The organism is Streptomyces fulvoviolaceus, assembly GCF_000718165.1.
GTDB lineage: Bacteria > Actinomycetota > Actinomycetes > Streptomycetales > Streptomycetaceae > Streptomyces > Streptomyces fulvoviolaceus.
In genome coordinates this window covers 50,970-69,158 of sequence record NZ_JOEY01000029.1, presented here as the reverse complement: position 1 = coordinate 69,158, position 18,189 = coordinate 50,970, and the positions used below count along the sequence as shown (strand labels likewise).

13 protein-coding genes and 1 pseudogene are annotated in these 18,189 nt (G+C 70.9%); 10 read left to right on the top strand and 4 right to left on the bottom strand.

The annotated features are described in order from the left end of the window. Positions 1-487: 487 nt before the first annotated feature. The 4 genes and pseudogenes from IG08_RS0129750 to IG08_RS54525 all read left to right on the top strand — a co-directional run bounded on the left by IG08_RS0129750 (position 488) and on the right by IG08_RS54525 (position 4,778). Complete coding sequence (locus IG08_RS0129750; protein WP_199820925.1) at positions 488-1,987, top strand: PP2C family protein-serine/threonine phosphatase; 1,500 nt, start codon at positions 488-490, stop codon at positions 1,985-1,987. Positions 1,988-2,079: 92 nt separating this feature from the next. Continuing rightward, complete coding sequence (locus tag IG08_RS0129745) at positions 2,080-3,549, top strand: aminopeptidase P family protein (RefSeq protein WP_030609142.1); 1,470 nt, start codon at positions 2,080-2,082, stop codon at positions 3,547-3,549. 53 nt (positions 3,550-3,602) lie between these two features. Beyond that, positions 3,603-4,052, top strand: a pseudogene (locus IG08_RS57500) (GntR family transcriptional regulator); the annotation flags it as partial. A gap of 165 nt (positions 4,053-4,217) precedes the next feature. Next, positions 4,218-4,778 carry an MFS transporter gene (locus IG08_RS54525; protein WP_420823294.1) on the top strand — a complete coding sequence of 187 codons (561 nt, stop codon included), beginning with the start codon at positions 4,218-4,220 and terminating at the stop codon, positions 4,776-4,778. On the opposite strand, the gene IG08_RS0129730 is transcribed toward IG08_RS54525, so the two are convergent. Both IG08_RS0129730 and IG08_RS0129725 read right to left on the bottom strand, forming a co-directional pair. Beyond that, positions 4,750-5,592, bottom strand: coding sequence for a triphosphoribosyl-dephospho-CoA synthase (locus tag IG08_RS0129730; protein WP_030609136.1), 843 nt, complete (start codon positions 5,590-5,592; stop codon positions 4,750-4,752). The two genes, IG08_RS54525 and IG08_RS0129730, sit on opposite strands and share 29 nt — an antisense overlap. A gap of 9 nt (positions 5,593-5,601) precedes the next feature. Beyond that, positions 5,602-6,540, bottom strand: coding sequence for an intradiol ring-cleavage dioxygenase (locus tag IG08_RS0129725; protein ID WP_234343004.1), 939 nt, complete (start codon positions 6,538-6,540; stop codon positions 5,602-5,604). Positions 6,541-7,026: 486 nt separating this feature from the next. Here IG08_RS0129725 and fxsA point away from each other — a divergent pair, with 486 nt between their 5' ends. The 5 genes from fxsA (at position 7,027) to fxsT (ending at position 15,429) form a co-directional block, all read left to right on the top strand. Further along, positions 7,027-7,224 carry an FxSxx-COOH cyclophane-containing RiPP peptide gene (gene fxsA, locus IG08_RS0129720; protein ID WP_030609133.1) on the top strand — a complete coding sequence of 66 codons (198 nt, stop codon included), beginning with the start codon at positions 7,027-7,029 and terminating at the stop codon, positions 7,222-7,224. Positions 7,225-7,261: 37 nt separating this feature from the next. Then, positions 7,262-9,658, top strand: a complete 2,397-nt coding sequence (locus tag IG08_RS0129715) for an FxsB family cyclophane-forming radical SAM/SPASM peptide maturase (protein WP_030609131.1) — start codon at positions 7,262-7,264, stop codon at positions 9,656-9,658. 100 nt (positions 9,659-9,758) lie between these two features. Further along, the gene (locus tag IG08_RS0129710) at positions 9,759-10,034 is read left to right on the top strand and encodes a hypothetical protein (protein ID WP_030609129.1); all 276 of its coding nucleotides are present in this window, start codon (positions 9,759-9,761) and stop codon (positions 10,032-10,034) included. Positions 10,035-10,141: 107 nt separating this feature from the next. Continuing rightward, positions 10,142-11,395, top strand: a complete 1,254-nt coding sequence (locus IG08_RS0129705; RefSeq protein WP_030609127.1) for a TIR-like protein FxsC — start codon at positions 10,142-10,144, stop codon at positions 11,393-11,395. Positions 11,396-11,463: 68 nt separating this feature from the next. Further along, positions 11,464-15,429 (top strand): FxSxx-COOH system tetratricopeptide repeat protein, encoded by a 3,966-nt coding sequence (gene fxsT, locus IG08_RS0129700; RefSeq protein ID WP_030609125.1) that lies wholly within the window; start codon positions 11,464-11,466, stop codon positions 15,427-15,429. Between the two features lie 106 nt (positions 15,430-15,535). Here the strand turns inward: fxsT and IG08_RS0129695 are convergent, their stop codons facing one another. Both IG08_RS0129695 and IG08_RS0129690 read right to left on the bottom strand, forming a co-directional pair. Beyond that, on the bottom strand, positions 15,536-16,408 hold the full coding sequence (locus tag IG08_RS0129695) for an alpha/beta fold hydrolase (protein WP_030609122.1): 873 nt from the start codon (positions 16,406-16,408) through the stop codon (positions 15,536-15,538). Positions 16,409-16,552: 144 nt separating this feature from the next. Next, positions 16,553-17,011 carry an ATP-binding protein gene (locus IG08_RS0129690; RefSeq protein ID WP_030609119.1) on the bottom strand — a complete coding sequence of 153 codons (459 nt, stop codon included), beginning with the start codon at positions 17,009-17,011 and terminating at the stop codon, positions 16,553-16,555. 231 nt (positions 17,012-17,242) lie between these two features. Between IG08_RS0129690 and IG08_RS0129685 the strand changes: the two genes are divergently transcribed. Beyond that, positions 17,243-18,088 (top strand): hypothetical protein, encoded by an 846-nt coding sequence (locus IG08_RS0129685; protein WP_030609116.1) that lies wholly within the window; start codon positions 17,243-17,245, stop codon positions 18,086-18,088. Positions 18,089-18,189: the final 101 nt, after the last annotated feature.

Here is an 18,189-nt window from a genome sequence, read left to right as displayed (position 1 = left end):
TCGTTCCTTTCCGTTGCACCGCTGGCAACACCGTGGGCCACATCACACCATGTGTCGATCACTTCACTGTGCGTACCTTTTGGCGCATCACACCCTTGTCCGAGACAAGGGGAACCCCTATGGGTCGAGCCTTGGCTGCGTCCGCGGCAGCCTGACCCACACTGCGTCTATCAAAAGCATGGGCGTGGCGTGGGGGTGGCGAAGTCTGGCGTTTTGCCGTCCCGCGTATTTCTCTTCGCCTCCGCCACGGGAGGATGGGGCGCGGTCGTCGGTGGCTAAGACGCCCGGGTCCGCCGCCAGGTTCCGGGTGGCGGTCAACCACCCCTGGCCTTCTCCGAGTACGTACCCATCACGACCGCTGTGACGCTCTGTGGAGCAAGGCCAGTCGACCGCAATAAGCCCTAACCCGAGGCAGTTTTAAGCCAACTTTGCCTTTCTGCACGAACGGCACTGGTTACCCATGGACACCAGGAATCCCGGCAGGACAATGCTGGACATCCCCTCACGAGTGCGTGTACATGTGGAGACACTGCTAGCGGCGCAGAATGACATGGGGGTTTGCGATGCTTTTGAGCAATACGCACCGGTCGGAAAGCCGGACGCCATGAACGCCCCTCACCCTCCGAAAGTGGCTGGAATCGATTCAACGGTTCCCGCACCCGCACACACTGTCGCGCCCGCGCCTGTCGCCCCGGGTACCTCGCCGAACGCCCCCGGCGCACTTCTTCAGGACCGTCTCGCCGGCTGGGTCTCGGACCTCACGACGCTTCACGAACTCACCGAACGCCTCGCGCGCACGGATGCACTTCCCGACGCACTCCAGGAACTGCTGCGCGCCGGAGCCGCCCTGGTGGGCGCCCGGCGCGGACTCGTCGTCCTGGAACCGGGCGACGGACTGGGACCGGACACCACCATCGGGCTGGGCCTCGCCCGCGCGGATCTCGGACACATCGAGACCGTGCCGCGCAGTGCGATGTCGTACGGCCGGATCCTCGACGGACTGCCCGGCGGCGACGGCGAGATCGCGCAGCCCGACCTGTTCTCCGAGGACGGGCTGGACCCCCGGCACCGCGAGGTGGCCGCCCGCCTCGGCTACGCCGCGAGCTACGCCCTCCCCCTGTCCGCCGAGGGCGCGGGCCGGCTCGGCGCCGCCGTGTGGCTCTACGACGAGCCCGCCGAGCCCGTCGAGCGCCAGCGCCACCTCGTCGGCCTGTACGCCCGTTACGCCACCGAGCACCTGGCCCGGCTTCTCGAGGTCGAGCGCACGCGCGCGTGCATGGCGACGATGCGGGAGGAGCTGCTGCCGTCCCGGCTCCCCCGCGTCGCCGGAGTGCGGCTCGCCGCCCGGCACCGCACCGGCCCGCGCGGTGGCGGCGACTGGTACGACGCACTGCCGCTGCCGGACGCCGCGCTCGGGCTCGCGGTGGGTTCGGTGACCGGCTCCGGGCCGAGCGCCATCGCCGCGATGGGACGGCTGAGAGCCAGCCTGCGGGCGTACGCCGTGATGGAGGGCGAGGACCCCGTCGCGGTCCTGTCCGACCTGGAACTGCTGCTCAGGCTCACCGAGCCGGCCCGCTCGGCCACCGCCCTGTTCGCCTACTGCGAGCCCGCGCTGCGCAAGATCACGCTGGCCGGTGCCGGGCACAGCCCGCCGCTGTTGATCGGCGAGCGGCGCACGGAGTTCGTGGAGACGTCCGTGTCGGCGCCGCTGGGCATGCTCGCGTGCTGGGAGGCGCCGAGCGTGGAGCTGTGCGCGGAACCGGGAGAGACGGTTCTGCTGTACACCGACGGGCTGCTGCACCGCACCGGCGACGCCACGGACCGCGCCTTCGCGCGGCTGCACGCGGCGGCGGCGAGCGTGCCGAAGTCGCTGCGGCACGACCCGGACGCGGTCGCCGATCACGTCCTGCGGACGGTGCTGCCGGGCGGGCTGGACGAGGCGGACTCCGAGGAGGACGTGGTGCTGCTCGCCGCACACTTCGAGTGACGCCGTATAGCGGTGTGTAACAGGTCTTCCGGCCCTGGGCCCCCTTCCGTACGACCGTACGATGGAGGGGGTCCAATGCCGTATCTAGGAGGATGACCGTGGCCGACGAGCTCACCCCGGAGACCCCGGAGACTGAGTCTGAGGAGCCGATCAAGAAGCGCAAGAACGGCCTGTACCCGGGCGTGTCCGACGAGCTGGCCGAGAACATGAAGTCCGGCTGGGCCGACACCGAGCTGCACGACCTGCAGCCGATCCCGCAGGCCACCGAGACCGCGGCCCGCCGTGCGGCGCTGTCGGCTCGCTTCCCGGGCGACCGTCTGGTGATCCCGGCGGGCAACCTCAAAACCCGCTCGAACGACACGGAGTACGCCTTCCGCGCGTCCGTCGAGTACGCGTACCTCACCGGCAACCAGACCGAGGACGGCGTGCTCGTCCTGGAGCCGGTCGCCTCCGGCGGTCACAAGGAGACTCTGTACCTCCTGCCGCGCTCCGACCGCGAGAACGGCGAGTTCTGGCTCTCCGGGCAGGGCGAGCTGTGGGTCGGCCGCCGGCACTCACTCGTCGAGTCCGAGAAGCTGTACGGCATCCCCGTCTCCGACGTGCGCGAACTCGCGGACGCGCTGCGCGAGGCCACCGGTCCGGTGCGGGTCGTGCGTGGGTACGACGCCGGCATCGAGGCCGCGCTGACCGACAAGGTCACCGCCGAGCGGGACGAGGAGCTGCGGGTCTTCCTGTCCGAGGCGCGGCTGGTCAAGGACGAGTTCGAGATCGGTGAGCTGCAGAAGGCGGTCGACTCGACGGTTCGTGGTTTCGAGGACGTGGTGAAGGTCCTCGACAAGGCCGAGGCCACCTCCGAGCGGTACATCGAGGGCACGTTCTTCCTCCGTGCGCGGGTCGAGGGCAACGACGTCGGCTACGGCTCCATCTGCGCGGCCGGGCCGCACGCCTGCACGCTGCACTGGGTACGGAACGACGGGCCGGTCCGGTCCGGAGATCTGCTGCTGCTCGACGCGGGCGTCGAGACGCTCACGTACTACACCGCCGACGTCACGCGGACGCTGCCGATCAACGGCACGTACAGCGAGGTCCAGAAGCGGGTCTACGACGCGGTGTACGACGCCCAGGAGGCCGGGATCGCGGCGGTGCAGCCGGGCGGCAAGTACCGGGACTTCCACGACGCGGCGCAGCGGGTGCTGACCGAGCGGCTTGTGGAGTGGGGGCTGGTCGAGGGGCCGGTCGAGCGGGTGCTGGAGCTTGGGTTGCAGCGACGGTGGACTCTGCACGGGACGGGTCACATGCTCGGCATGGACGTTCATGACTGCGCTGCCGCGCGGGTGGAGTCGTATGTCGATGGCACGCTGGAGCCGGGGATGGTTCTTACCGTCGAGCCCGGGCTGTACTTCCAGGCCGATGACCTGACCGTGCCTGAGGAGTACCGGGGTATCGGTGTGCGGATCGAGGACGACATCCTCGTGACGGAGGACGGGAACCGGAATCTGTCGGCCGGTTTGCCTCGCCGGTCTGACGAGGTCGAGGCTTGGATGGCTTCGCTGAAGGGTTGAGTTTCGGCTGCGGGTGAGTCGTGGCTGGTCGCGCCCACGCGGCGGAGCCGCAAATGTCACAGCCCCGCGCCCCTGAAGGCGTTGGTGTGGACCTGCATCTTGAGCCCGCCGTCGGTGAAGGGCGCCGCGGCGGGCTTGAGCGTGCCCTGCGCGACGCCGTTCGCGATGGGCGGCTTGCTCCTGGGGCTCGGTTGCCTGCCACTCGGCGGCTTGCTGAGGAGTTGGGGGTCTCTCGGGGGACCGTGAAGGCTGCTTACGACCAGCTTGTTGCCGAGGGGTACCTGACCGCTCAGCAAGGGTCGGGTACCCGCGTCGCCCCGCTGCCCTCCCTCGACACCGAACCGCCGGAGGCGTCCGTACGCGCGCGTGCGCCTCGGTTCGATCTGCGGCCGGGGAGTCCGGACGTGGGGGTGTTTCCGGCGGCCGCCTGGCTGCGGGCGCTGCGGCGGGCCGTCGCTACGGCGCCCTCCGCCGCGTACGTTCGCGGTGGACGCGGTGAGCTTCCTGGTGTGCGCGGGGCTGCTGCTGAGGTTGCCTGCCGTGGCACCCGTCGCGGCTGTGCAGAAGGCCCGCCTCGGCGTCCTGCGCGACCGGCCGTACGCCCTCGTCACGCTGCTCAACACCGTCCTGCTGCTGCGGATGCCGTGGCTGAGCCTCGGGATTCCACTGTGGATCGCCTGGGGGTACCTCCCACGCCCTTTAGGCAGTGGGGGAGGACCGAGGCCCCCACCTGGCTGGTCTCCGCGCTGTTCGTCCTCAACACCGGGGCCGTGATGCTGTTCCAGGTGCGGATGGCCCGCGGGGTCACGGGGCTGGCGTCGGCCACGCGCGCGGTGCGGCGCTCCGGCTGGGTGATGCTGGCCGCGTGCGCGGTGTTCGCTCTGTCGGCGGGCGCCTCGCCATGGGTGGCCGTGGGTGCGCTGGTCGCCGGTGCGGTGCTGCAGGTCGTCGCGGAGATGGGGCAGTCGGCGGGGTCCTGGCAGCTGTCCTTCGACCTGGCGCCGGCCGATCGCGTCGGCGAGTACCAGGGGTTCTTCGGAACGGGCGTCACCGTGGCCCGCACCCTCGGGCCACTCGTCCTGACGACGCTGCTGGTGGAGTGGGGCACGCCCGGATGGCTGCTGCTGGGCGGGGCGACGCTCGTGGCGTCGTACGCGATGGGGCCGGCGACCCGTCGGGCCGCCGGCCGTACCTCAGGTCTCAGGCAGCAGCCCGTGCCCGTGAGCTGACCGTCGCCGGGAGCGAGTCCAGGAACAGGGCCCCCGCGAGCAGCCCCGCGCTGCCGCGGGGGCTCCACGCGCGCGTGTGCAGGTCGGCGTCGAGGGCGAGCAGGGCGTCCCGGCCGGCCTCCGTCGCCGTACCGCCCGCTTCCAGTACTCCGCGGGCGCCCGCCTGGACGTGGCGCAGGCCGAGCGGGCCCGCGGTGTGCAGGAGTTCCGTGTCCTGGAGCGTGGACATCACGGTGATCAGGGCGTCCAGTTGGGCGTCCGGTTCGGCGGCGCCGGCCTTGCGGGCGGTGGCGAGGGCGTCCAACGCCCGCCGGACGTGCGGGAATCCGGCCCTGGCCTCGCCGCGGGCACCGGCGGCGCCGTACTTCGCGGACACCGAGGAACCCCGGGAGGGCCTGCGCGGGGCGCGCTTGTCGGTGTGCGCGGCGATCTTCTTGGCGGCCGCGGCGACGTCCTTCGCCCCGGCCCGCGGTTCGAGCGCGGCCGCGGCGACCAGCAGACCGAGGGTCCACAGGGCGCCGCGGTGACCGCCGCCGGCGAGCCCGACCGAGTGTTCGGTGCAGCGTCCGATCGCGCCCAGCTCCGCGCGCAGCTGCGGGGTGGGTTCGCCGGTACGGCGGGCGGCGGCGGCCATCGCCGTGAGGCCGGGCGCGAGCGCCTTGGCCGACCAGCGCAGGGAGCAGTGGTCCTTGCGGGTGGCGCGGGCGCCGAGGTCACGCGGATCGGGCAGGCCCGGCTTGGGAGCCAGGGCCAGCTGTCCGGTCAGCGCGCTCACGGCGGCCTGCGCCAGTGCCTCGTCCTCGCGGCTGCTCATGGCCGTACCTTACGAGGAGGCCGAGGCCGAGGCCGAGGCGCTGGCACTGTCGGTCGGCGGCTCGCCCGTGGGAGCGCCGCTCGGCGGGGTGCCGCCACCGCCGCCGCCCGCGCCGGTGCTCTCGGCGTCGGGGTCGACGCCCAGGGTGATGGAGCCCTTGTAGCCCTTGGACGGGTCCTTCTTGTGGACGGCCTTGAGGGTCAGCAGGCCGCTGGAGGTGCCGCCGCCGTCGTAGACCATGTCGTCGGCCAGCTCGGTGTAGGTGCCGGAGTGCTGGGAGTACGGCTCCAGCGTGAAGATCTCCTCGGCGACGTCGTCCGGGAAGAACAGCTGGCCGGTGTAGTTGACCTTGCCGCCCTCGTAGGTGCCGTCCTCCTTCTCGCCGCCGGTGTGGACCTTGAGGTGGATGTGGCAGGTGCGGGGCGTGTACCAGCCCGGGAAGATCGTCTCGAACTTGACGACACCGTTCTCGTTGGCGATCTGGTAGCCGCGCAGGTAGGTGTTGTCGTTGGCGGTCGAGCCGTCCTCGCTCTCCGCGGGCGCGGAGCCGCCGGGGTTGGCGGTGGTGTAGCCGGAGTAGTAGCCCCAGGCGTCGCAGTGCCAGATCTCGACGGCCGCGCCGGAGACCGGGGTACAGCCGTCGGTGGCGTCGACGACGGTGAGGCGCAGCGTCAGCGGGACGCCGCTCTTGCCCTCGGTGATGTCTTTTCTGACCAGGGCGCCGTCGAGGTAGTACGGACCCTCGGTGACGCTCGTCATGAGCGTCATGCACTCGCTGCTGGTGCTCGTGGCCGATGCCGTGGCCGACGCCTCGGTGGTGGCATCGGCCGTGTCGGCGAAGGCCGACTGGTACCCGGCGACGGCGAGACCACCGGCCGCGACCGTGCCGCCGGTCACCGCGATCGCGCGGCGCCGGCTGATGCTCTTGTCCTTGTGGTTTCCCGTCATGGTCATGAAATTAGAAAGGGCGCCCGTCAGGACCTTGAGCGTGTGCTGTGTGCAGGCTGAGGATGCTGAAAAAGCTGAAACCGGCGCCTTGGGCGGGCGCACGGGGGTGCGGCCGTGACACGCGCGGGTGAACTCCGCGCGGGCGCCGCCGTTTTAACCCCCGGATATGGTAACGATTTGATAACCCGCCCTTGAGTGTGGAAACCGGTCGGGTATCCCTTGAATCCCTATAAGAACGACTCCCGTACCGAAAAAACCCACGCCAGACACTCCCTCGGGAACAAGGAGTCGCAGCCGTATGGTCATATGCACAACTCCCCTTGCCCAGAAGCGGAGTTGAACGACCGCCGTGCACCTCACCGGCCGCTCGGCCCGTGTGGTTTCATGGCTGCCCCACTCCCAGTTACGAGCGTGTTCGCCACGCGGAACGCTCCAGGTGTCCGTAATATCCGTTTTGCCTGGACTTACGGAAGATCGAGGTTCGCCATGAACGCGCCCACCACCGCCTCGGCCGAAGAGCCGGGGAAGCCGCAGACCGCCGGACCCGAGCGGGTCCCGCTGGTGCGGCTCGCCGCCCGCGCGGACGGTCTCGGCTCCGGTGCCCTCACCCGTGTCGTGTCGCACGGCACCCCGGGCCGCGGGCCCGCCCGGGTCTCGGTCGCAGCGTTCCAGTCGGCGGTCTGACCGCCGGCCCCCGGGCAGGCAACCGCACCGTGCGCTCATGGACCCGTCGCCGCACCCCCTGAGTCAGTTCGTACTGAAGATGCACAGCCGCTGTGATCTCGCCTGTGATCACTGCTATGTGTTCGAACATGCGGACCAGAGTTGGCGAGGCCGTCCCCAGGTGATCTCCGGTGAGATCCTGGACCTCACCGCCCGGCGCATCTCCGAGCACGCCCGCGCCCATCGGCTCGACACCGTTCACGTCGTCCTGCACGGCGGGGAGCCCCTCCTCGCCGGACGGGCGCGACTGCGCCGGGCGGCGGAGAACTTACAGACCGCCCTGTCCGGCGTCAGCGCCCTCGATCTACGCATCCACACCAACGGCGTCACCCTCGACGAGAAGTTCTGCGACCTGTTCGCGGAGTTCGACATCAAGGTCGGTATCTCGCTCGACGGCGACCGCGCCGCCAACGACCTGCACCGCCGCTATCGCAACGGCCGCAGCAGCCACGACCAGGTGCTGCGCGCGATCGCCCTGCTGAACCGCCCCCGCTACCGGCACCTCTTCGCCGGCCTGCTCTGCACGATCGACCTGCGCAACGACCCCATCGCCGTCTACGACGCCCTGGCCGAACTCGCGCCGCCGCGCATCGACTTCCTGCTCCCCCACGCCACCTGGGAAGAGCCACCGGCACGCCCCGCCGACAGCATGTCGTACGGCGACTGGCTGCTGACCGTCCATGATCGCTGGACCGCGGCGGGCCGGCCCATGGGGGTACGGGTGCTCGACTCCGTGCTGCGCACCCTGCGCGGGGCGAACAGTCTCACCGAGTCCCTCGGACTGGCGCCGGTGGAGCTGGCGGTCATCGAGACCGACGGCTCGCTCGAGCAGGCGGACTCGCTGAAGACGGCGTACGACGGAGCACCCGGCACCGGCATGAACGTCACCGCCGACTCGCTGGACGCGATGGCCGCGCACCCCGGCATCGTGGCCCGGCAGCTGGGGCTGGAGGGGCTGTGCGACACCTGCCGCGCCTGTGAGGTCGTCCAGTCGTGCGGCGGCGGGTTGTATGCGCACCGCTACCGCTCCGGGAGCGGTGCCGGCGAGTTCATGAACCCGTCCGTGTACTGCGCCGACCTGAAACAGCTCATCACCGGGATCCGCGACAGGGAGGCCCAGAGGATGTCCGTGCCCCGACTCCCCCTGGAAGACGCGCACCTCGGCGAACTCGCCGCCGGCTTCGGCGGCGCCGACGCCGTGGAGGCGCTGGCCCGGCACGAGCTGACCGTCAACCGCGAACTCCTCGCCGCCGTATGGCACGACAGTCCGCACGACGCGACCGGTACGGCGGCCTGGGAGACCCTGGCGGTCCTCGATGCCGAGGCGCCCGAGTCGGTGGACGCGGTGCTGGCCCACCCCTACCTGCGGCCCTGGGCGCAGCGGGCCCTGGCCGGCGACGCGGAAGCCGGTCCGATCGCGATGCGCGGGGTGGCGGAGCTCGCCGCGGCGGTGCTGCTGCGGTCCGGGCGGGCGGGCACGGTCACCGTGCCGACCGGCTCCGGGGTGCTGCGGCTGCCGACGCTGGGCGCGCTGGTGGTGGGCGAGGCGGGCGAGGCGCGGGTCACCGCGGGCGGGGACGAGGGCTTCAGGGTCCGGGTCTCGGGGCGGGAGCACCTCGTGGGCCGCAAGGCCGGTTCGGATCAGGCGTGGCTGACCCGGCACCGGTTCGAACTGTCCGGCTGGGCCGTCACCCTGGAGGACACGGACCCCTGGCGGGACGCCCACGGGTATCCCGTGCGGGCCCGGCTGTCCGCCGCGGCGGCCGAGGAGTGGCGGAGCGATCTCGCCGCCGCGTGGGAGTGGATCCGGCGCGAACTGCCCGCGTACGCGCCAGGACTCGCCGCGGGGCTGAGTGTCGTCACCCCGCTGCGGGAGGCCGCCACAGGCGCGGACATCAGCTCGGCGGCGCGGGACGCCTTCGGCGCGGTCGCCATCGCGCGGCCCGGGGAGCCTCAGACCCTGGCGTGTCTGCTGGTGCACGAGTTCCAGCACGTCAAGCTGGGCGCCGTACTCGATCTGACGGATCTTTACGACCCCGGCTGCGAGCGGCTGTTCTACGCGCCTTGGCGTCCGGATCCGCGGCCGTTGGAGGGGCTGCTGCAGGGGACGTACGCGCACATCGCCGTGGTGGACTACTGGCGCGCGCGGCGGCGGACCGCGGCAGGCGGTGCCGAGGCGCATGCCGCCGAGGTGCAGTTCGCCCGGTGGCGCGAGCAGACCGTGGAGGCGGTGCGGACGCTGGCCGGCTCCGGGGCCCTGACGGAGCTGGGGGAGCGGTTCGTGACGGCCATGGGGGAGACCGTTTCGCCGCGGCTGACGGATCCGGTGAGCGCCGGTGCTCTGGCCGAGGCCCGCAGGACGGCGGCGGACCACAAGGGGCTCGCCACGCAATAGGGGCGCCCGGAACGGCGCTGAGAACCGGTCGTGGTGACGCGACCCGATCCACCTGGCGTATAGATTCCGCCCGCCACACAGCGCGAGCCCTGGAGTCCTCGTGTCCTCTCCCGCACCCCACCCCGGTCCGCAGCCGACAGGGCCCACCCCCGATCCCCGTCCGCCGCACGAGGATCCGCCCGTTCCGCGCAGCAAGCGCAAGCACTACGCGCTGGTCGCGGTGCTCTGTTCGATTCTCGGCGGCCTCATCACGGGCATCTTCGGCTACGCCGTCGGCCACCTGAAGTTCTACCCGGCAGTGGGCCTGGGCGCGGGCGCGGCGTTCGGCCTGCTGGCCGCCATCTTCATCGTCATGTCGTTCATCCTCCGCGACTGACGCTCCGTCACCTCACCCTTCCCGCTGTCAACTTCGCTGCACTGTTCCGCAGTTGAGGCTGCCGTTCCTACACTGGATCGTCATCGGCGGCGTATCGGGGGGTATTCGTGCGAGTGGATGCGGAAGACCCCAGGAGCGGACGGCCGTACTTCTTCCTCAGTTATGCGCACACGCCGCCGAACGCCTCCGAAGTCGCCGGCCCCAACCCGTGGGTGAAGAAGCTGTACGACGACCTGTGCAAGCACATCCTGGAGATGACGTCATTACAGGTGGGCGAGAAGGCCGGGTTCCTGGACCAGGAAATAGCGCTGGGAACGCGGTGGACGGACAAGCTGTCGGAGAATCTGGCCCGGTGCCAGGTGTTCGTGCCGCTGTACTCGCCCCGGTACTTCATCAGCGAACAGTGCGGCCGTGAGTGGTGGGCGTTCTCCCAGCGGGAGATCTACCGCCGGGCCCTGCGCGGGAAGTCACACGAGAGCGCCATCGTCCCGGCGTTATGGGTCCCCGTCGAACTCGCCCAACTGCCCCAGGTGGCAAAGGACTTGCAGTTCCACCACACGGAGTTCGGGGACGACTACGCGGCGGAGGGGTTCTACGGACTGACCAAGCTCAGCTACCTCAACGAGCAGTACGAACGCGCCGTGTACCGGCTGGCCCAGCGGATCGTGCGCGCCAGCAGGGCCATCGACCTGGAGGAAGGGCAGATCTTCCGGCAGTACGAGTCGCTACCCAGCGCCTTCGGCGACGCCGCGCACCCTCCCGAGTTCGACGTCACGGTGATCGCCCCCTCCCGGTCGGACCTGCCCCCGGGGCGGGTGCCCGACTCCTACGGGGACACGCCGGCCGAGTGGAACCCGTACCACCCCGTGTCGACCCGCCCCATCGCGGAGCACGCCGCCGACCTCGTGCGGGCCATGAACTTCCAGGTCACCGTCAGCGACTTCGAGAACGACGCCGACCGCCTCCTCTCCGCCGGCCCGCCCACCGCCCCCGTCCTGCTGCTGCTCGACCGGTGGGCCCTGCACTCCCCGCGCGTCACCCAGCTCCTGGCGCAGCTGGGCGAGCAGCAGCGGCCCTGGATCAGCGTGATGATCCCCCAGTACAAGGACGACGCGATCCCCCCGGACCGGGAGCGGCAGCTGCAGGAACTCACCGACCGGTCCCTGGCCGCACGGCAGACCGTCGGCTCGGGCCACCGGTCGCACAGCGGTGGCATCCGCACCCTGGAAGCCTTCCAGGCCGAACTCCACAAGGCCGTACGACAGGCAGTGACCTACTACGAGGCCCACGCGAAGACCTACCCGCCGCCGGGGGCGCCCACCGATCCTCCATGGCTGCCCAGGCTGGGAAATCCCGTCTGAGCACAATGCCGGGAGACCCGGCGGGCACGGCACGAGGGAAGAGCAAGGCCGACACAGCGGAGGGCTCCATGACCGAGAACCGCAAGGGTTCAGTGATCACCTTCTACTCGTACAAGGGCGGGACCGGCCGGACCATGGCGCTCGCCAACGTGGCCTGGATCCTGGCCGCCAACGGGTATCGCGTGCTCGCCGTCGACTGGGACCTCGAGGCCCCGGGCCTGCACCGGTTCTTCCACCCGTTCCTCAAGCCCTCCTTACTGCGGGCCACCCCCGGCCTGATCAACCTGATCGACGACTACCGCCGCGAGGCACTGCGCGACCTCCCCGACCGCGAGCCGGACTGGCACCGCCGCTACGCCCGCGTCCGCCCCCATGCCATCTCCCTGGACTGGACCTTCCCGAGGCCGGGCAGCCTGGACTTCCTGTCGGCCGGCATGCAGCACCGCGACTACCCGATCGTCGGCAACATGGACTGGGACAGCTTCTACAGCAGCTACGGCGGCGGGCAGTTCTTCGACGCGATGCGCTCGGACATGGAGCGGTACTACGACTACACACTGATCGACAGCCGTACCGGCCACAGCGACCTCGCCGACATCTGCACCGTGCAGATGCCCAGCACCCTGGTGGTCTGCTACACCCTCAGCGACCAGAGCATCGACGGCGCCGCCGCGGTCGCCCAGGACATCGAGGAGCGCTACGGCGACAAGGGGATCCGCATCCTCCCGGTCGCCATGCGCATCGACGACGGCGAGAAGGACAAGGTCGACGCGGGACGGGCGCTGGCCCGGGAACGCTTCGAAGGCCTGCCCAGCGGCCTGGACGCCGAGGAACTCGACGCCTACTGGGGCGCGGTGGAGATCCCCTACCGCCCCTACTACGCCTACGAGGAGATCCTCGCCCCCTTCGGCGACCCGCCCAAGGTCGCCAGCTCCATGCTGACCGCCTGCGAACGGCTGACCTCCGTCGTCACCGCGGGCCGGGTGGCCTCCCTGCCGCCCCTCAACGACGTCAAACGCAACCAGTACGTCACGGCCTACACCCGCCGCCGCCCCCTGCCGCCGTCGAAGCTGCTGCTGCAGTACGTCTCCGAGGACCGGATGTGGGTGGACTGGCTGGAGTCGGTGCTGCGCGAGGCGCGGTTCGACGTGGTCTCCCAGGACGTGCGGGCGATGACGACCCTGGAGGTCGGCGGCGAGGCCGTCTCCGGCGGCTCGCACCGGGTGCTCGCCGTGGTCTCCCCCACCTTCCTCAGCTCCCGCACGGCCATGGCGGCCTGGGAGGCCACGGTGCACTTCGGCGGTTCGCAGAAGCACCAGCCGGTCGCCCTGCGGGTCGGGGACGTGCAACAGATCCCGAACGCGAGCCGGGGCGGCACCATAGATCTGGCCCGGCTGGACGAGGAGACGGCGACGACCGTGCTGCTCACCGGTCTGGGCCGCCCCGGATCGCCCCAGACGGTCGCCCGCCAGCACGGCACACGCTTCCCGAACACCAGCACCAGCGTGTCCAACGTCCAGCCCCGCTACCCGTTCTTCACCGGCCGCTCGCCGATCCTGGAGCAGGTGCGCAGCCAGTTCGTGGCCGCCGCCACCGGACAGCGGCTGCCCCAGGTGCTGCACGGTCTCGGCGGCGTGGGAAAGACCCATCTGGCCCGCGAGTACGCCAACCGCTTCAAGGCCGACTACGACCTGGTGTGGTGGGTCGACGCCGAACAGCCCGACCTGGTCGCGCCCAAGCTCGCCGACCTCGGCCGGCGGCTCGACCCGAGCATCGGCGACGACGTGTCCGAGGCCGTCGAGGCCGCGCTCCAGGCGCTCAGGGCCGCCCGCCCGTACAAGCGCTGGCTGCTGGTCTTCGACAACGTCGAGGACCTGGACCAGGTGATCAACCGGTTCGGCGAGCTGACCGGCCCGATCCCGGACGAGGTCTACGGCCATCTCCTGGTCACCACCCGCACCAAGCCGACCTCCACCCAGGTGCGGCCGCTGCAGGTCGACGTCTTCACCCGGGAGGAGAGCGTCGAGCACCTGACCCGGCGGGTTCCGGGACTGAGCGAGGAGGACGCGGCCCTGGTCGCCGACGCGGTCGGCGACCTGCCCCTGGCGATCGAGGTCGCGGCGGGCTGGCTGGAGACGACCGCGACGCCCGTCGGCGAGTACATCGAGCAGCTGCGCGAGCAGAGCACCAGGGTGCTGTCGGTGCCGGCCGCCGTCGACGCCGTGGAGTACCCGTCCTCCGTGGGCGCCACCTGGAACATCTCGATCGCCCGGCTGCGCCATGAATCCCCCGCGGCGGCCCGGCTGCTCGAACTGTGCAGCTTCCTGTCCGCCGAGCCGATCTCCATGGCCCTCGTCGGCAGCGACCCCATGATCAAGGCACTGCTGCCCTACGACAAGGACCTGCGCGCCCGGTACATGCTCGGCAAGGTCACCCAGGCGCTGCGCAAGTTCGCGCTGGCCAAGGTCGACTCCACCGACAACTCCATCCAGGTGCACCGGCTGGTCCAGGCCGCGGTGCGCGACAGCATGGCCCCGGAGGTGGCCGAGGACACCGTCCACGAGGTGCACCGCATCCTCGCCGCCGTACGGCCGCCCGAGGGCGCGGTGGACGACCCCGCCAAGTGGGACGAGTTCGAGGTGATCTGGCCGCATCTGGTCCCCTCCAACATCCGCGAGTGCGCGGAGGAGGAGCCCCGGCAGCTGATGGTGGACCGGATGCGCTATCTGTGGAAGCGCGGCGAACTCCATGTCGCCCGCACCCTGGGCACGCAGCTCAACGAGTTCTGGAGCACCGAGTTCCCGGACTCCAACGACGAGCAGATCCTCAACCTCCGTTTCGAGCTGGCCAACATCCTGCGCTCCCAGGGCGAGTACCAGGCCGCCCGCAAGATGGACGAGGACACCCTGGTCTCACAGCGCCGGCTCCTCGGCGAGGGCCACCCCTCCCTGCTCATCACCTCCGGCAGTGTGGCCGCCGACCTGCGGGCGCTCGGCCGCTTCAACGAGGCACTGCAGCTGGACCAGCGGATCTACAGCGGATTCCGCGAGATCCTCGGCGAGGACGATTCCCGGACCCTGCGCTCCGCCAACAACCTCGCCATCGACCACCGCCTCACCGGGGACAGCGAGGCCGCTCTGCAGCTCGACGAGGACACCGTGCGCCGCCGTACCGCGCTGGACGGCCCGCTGCACCCGTACACGCTCACCACCCGCAGCCACTACGCCCGCGACCTGAGGGAGCTCGGCGAGTACGACGACTCGGTGGAGATCCTGCGCGAGGTCAGGGACAACTTCGGGCAGGTGCTCAACCCGTACGTTCCGGAGGTGCTGCGGGTCGACAAGAGCCTCGCCGTGTCCCTGCGCAGGGCGGGCCGGCTCGAGGAGGCGCTGCGGCTGAGCGAGCAGACCTGGGAGACCCACACCCGCTACCGCGACCGGTACGGCCGCTCCATTCCCGAGGAACTGGCCTGCGCGCTCAATCTCGCCGCCGACTACTTCGCCACCGACCCCGAGCAGGGGGCCCGGCGGGCCGTGCAGCAGATCGCGGAGGTACAGGCGGGCTACCGGAACTCCTTCGGTCCCGAACACCCGTTCACCATGTTCTGCCTCAACAACCTGGCGACCTACCACCGGGCCCTCGGCGAGCCGGAGCAGGCCGCGGTACTGGCCGAACAGGCCCGCGCCAGCCTCGCGGCGGCCCTCGGCGACGAACACCCGTCCACCCTCAGCACGGGGACCACCCTCGCCAACGCCCTGGCCGACCTCGGTCGCCTCGATGAGGCCGAGCGCTGGGAGCGGCTGGCCGTGACCGGCCTGCGGGGGCGGCTCGGCGCCACCCATCCCGACACGCTGAGCAGCATGGCCAACCTCGCGATCACCCTCCGCGAGCTGGGCCGGGACAAGGAGGCCACCCAGCTCCATCAGGAGGCGGAGACCGAACTGATCCAACGCCTGGGCGAGACTCACCCCTTGAGCGCGGCGGCGGTCGGGTGGCTGCGGATCGACCGGGATCTGGAGCCGCAGCAGGTGTGACCGGGCGGGTGGTGCTCATCCGTGGTGCTCATCCGTGGCGCTCAGCCGTCGTACTCATCCGTCATGCCCATTCGTCGGGCTCGTCCGTCGGGCTCGTCCGTCGGGCTCACCCGTCGTGCCGGGAGGCCCATCCGATGATGCGGGTCATCACGCGCAGCGCTCCGAAGTGGGCGGCGTGGCGTTCGACCTCGACGCGGGCCCCGGGGATGTTGCGGCCGAGCCAGCGGGTGTGTTCCACCGGGGCGAAGATGTCCTCCTCGCCGTGCCAGAGGAAGACGGGGGCGGTGATGCCCGACGGCTCGAAGCCCCAGCCGGTGCTGAACGCCATGACGTCGTCCACCCAGCCGTCGGCGGAACTGCGCAGTCCCTCGGCGAAGTTGCGCTCCAGCATGGCCCGGATGCCGGCGTCCGCGATGATCCAGCGGTCGGACTCGGGCAGTCCGCTGCGCATCTCGGCGATGGAGGCCGCCGGATCGGCGCGGATCGTCAGTGTGCGGCGCCCCAGCGTGGCGGTGAGGCGGTGCCGGCCCGCGGCCGCGTTGACGTACGCGTGGACGTTGGCCTCGGTCATACCGTCGAACCAGTCGAGGTCGGCGGCGTCCGGAGGGGCGAGCCCGACCAGTGAGCCGGCCCGTGCCGTGCGCTCCGGAAGCAGCGCCGCACAGGCGAGCGCGTGCGGGGCGCCGCCCGAGCGGCCCACCACCCCGAACCTGCCGATCCCGAGGGCGTCGGCGATCAGGCGGACGTCCTCGGCCGCCGCGCTCACCGAACGGCCCGGACTGCGGTCCGAACCTCCGTATCCCGGCCGGTCGAACGTGATCAGCCGGACCCTCATGCGGTAGAGAACCGACGGCCGCGGCGCGGGTCCGAGTCTGCTGCCGGGGGTGCCGTGCAGCAGGAACACCGGACGGCCCTGCGGATCACCCCGCTCCTCGACCGACAGCCGCCGTCCGTCCCCCGCCAGTACCGTCCACGCCATGGTCAGTCCCCCCGTGGCCCGACGTCACGCCGATTTCCCGTCCGGTCAGTATGCAGACCGGAATCTCAGGAGTCATGACGTCGGCGGAAAGGGCGTCGGGTGGGAGGGGGCGTCAGACGGAAAGGGTCTCCGGCTGAAAGAGCGTCACACCGCCACCAGAGGGGCGTCCTTCTTCCACTTCAGGATCTTGTCGAAGCTCACCACCGCGCCCCGGCGGCCGGGCTTGTTGCCGATGTGGACGTGATCGGCGAGTTCCTGGATGAGACAGAGTCCGCGGCCGTTCTCGGCACTGCTGGGAGCGGGGCGGACGGGCTGGGCGCGGGTGAATCCGGGGCCGGAGTCGGCGACTTCGATACGACACTTCTCGCCGTCGAGGTAGGCGGTGACTCTGTAGGCCTCCGAGTACGTCGCCGAGGCGCCGTCGGACGCCATGTCCCCGCCGTGCTCCACGGCGTTCGCGCACGCCTCGCTGAGCGCCAGGGAGAGGTCGTACGACACGTCGGGGTCGACCCCCGCGGTCTCCATGGTGCCGAGCAGCAGGCGCCGGGCGAGCGGAACGCTCGCGGCGTCGCGCCTCAGATGGAGTGACCACCAGATGCTCATGCTCCAGCCTCCTGGCCGCGGCTCGACATACCGTTACGTATTGCCGCCCAGGCCCGTGTGTAAGCACACAGTTGACGTGATGCCGCCCATATGGGGGATGCGCCGGTGGCGATGATCGGTGTATGTGGGGCAGCTGGCAACAGAAGGTGACGTTCCGGTCGTACATCGCGTACGTCATCTTGTGGACCTGCCGTATGAGGCCCATAAGCCCAGTGCGATGATGAGCCCGCCATGACTGCCCCCCACGCGTGCACGGCGCGTTCCGGAAGAGACTTCCGGATACTGCGGGCCGCGGTGTTCGCCGCGGTCTGCGTCGTGCTGGCCGCGGCCGGTCACACCCTCGCCTCGTGCGCCACGGTTCCGCTGTGGTCGCTGGCCGCGGGATTCCTGGGGACCGTCCTGGTCGTGGCACCGCTCGCCGGACGCGCCCGCTCGCTGACCGCGATCGCCCCCCTGCTCGCCGTCGGACAGACCGCGCTGCACGTGGTGTTCGGACTGGGGCAGCACGGGACGTCGGCGAGTGCGATGTCCACGGGCTCCGCGAGTGCGATGTTCACCGGCTCCGCGGCCTCGGCGTCCGACGCCTCGCTGGTCGAGCAGGCCACGCGGCTCGCGTGCGGGGCCACCGCGGCGGCGATCAGCCCCGCGCAGGCCCAGAAGATCCTCGTCGAGGCACGGCTCCACCCCGCTGCGAGCTCCGCGCACCACCCGACGGACGCCATGGCCACCGGCTCCTCCGCCTCCCTGCTGCCGTCCCTGCCGATGCTGCTCGGGCACGTCCTCGCCGCCGTCGCCGCCGGATGGCTGCTGCGCCGGGGGGATCTGGCGCTGCTGCGGCTCGTCGAACTGTCCGCGTACTCGGCGCATTCGGTCGCGGAGGGGGCGCTCGTACGATCCCTGCGCGGGGCGCTCGCGCTGGTGCGCGCCCTGCGTGCCGGGCTGCCGGGGGCGCCCGAGGCCGGTCCGCGCCTCGCGCGCACCGCTCTGCTCGCGCCGCCGAAGCCCCGTACCACCGCACTCCAGCACACGGTGATCAGGCGCGGCCCGCCCGCCGCCGCACTCGTCCTCGCTGCCTGACACGACGCGACCGCACTCCCGTGCATGGAGGGGCCGCCGTCGTGCGGCACGCGCGTGTGCGCACAGCACACCCCCTCTTCAGCACCGGAATCCGTTTCGAA

Coding starts and splice junctions, on each gene's coding strand:
- IG08_RS0129695 (WP_030609122.1), bottom strand. CDS start 16,408: ATGGCGTGGACGGTACTGGCGGGGGACGGACGGCGGCTGTCGGTCGAG.
- IG08_RS0129730 (WP_030609136.1), bottom strand. CDS start 5,592: ATGAGCAGCCGCGAGGACGAGGCACTGGCGCAGGCCGCCGTGAGCGCG.
- IG08_RS0129685 (WP_030609116.1), top strand. CDS start 17,243: ATGACTGCCCCCCACGCGTGCACGGCGCGTTCCGGAAGAGACTTCCGG.
- IG08_RS0129745 (WP_030609142.1), top strand. CDS start 2,080: ATGACCGTGGCCGACGAGCTCACCCCGGAGACCCCGGAGACTGAGTCT.
- fxsT (WP_030609125.1), top strand. CDS start 11,464: ATGACCGAGAACCGCAAGGGTTCAGTGATCACCTTCTACTCGTACAAG.
- IG08_RS0129750 (WP_199820925.1), top strand. CDS start 488: ATGCTGGACATCCCCTCACGAGTGCGTGTACATGTGGAGACACTGCTA.
- IG08_RS0129715 (WP_030609131.1), top strand. CDS start 7,262: ATGGACCCGTCGCCGCACCCCCTGAGTCAGTTCGTACTGAAGATGCAC.
- fxsA (WP_030609133.1), top strand. CDS start 7,027: ATGAACGCGCCCACCACCGCCTCGGCCGAAGAGCCGGGGAAGCCGCAG.
- IG08_RS0129725 (WP_234343004.1), bottom strand. CDS start 6,540: ATGACGGGAAACCACAAGGACAAGAGCATCAGCCGGCGCCGCGCGATC.
- IG08_RS0129690 (WP_030609119.1), bottom strand. CDS start 17,011: ATGAGCATCTGGTGGTCACTCCATCTGAGGCGCGACGCCGCGAGCGTT.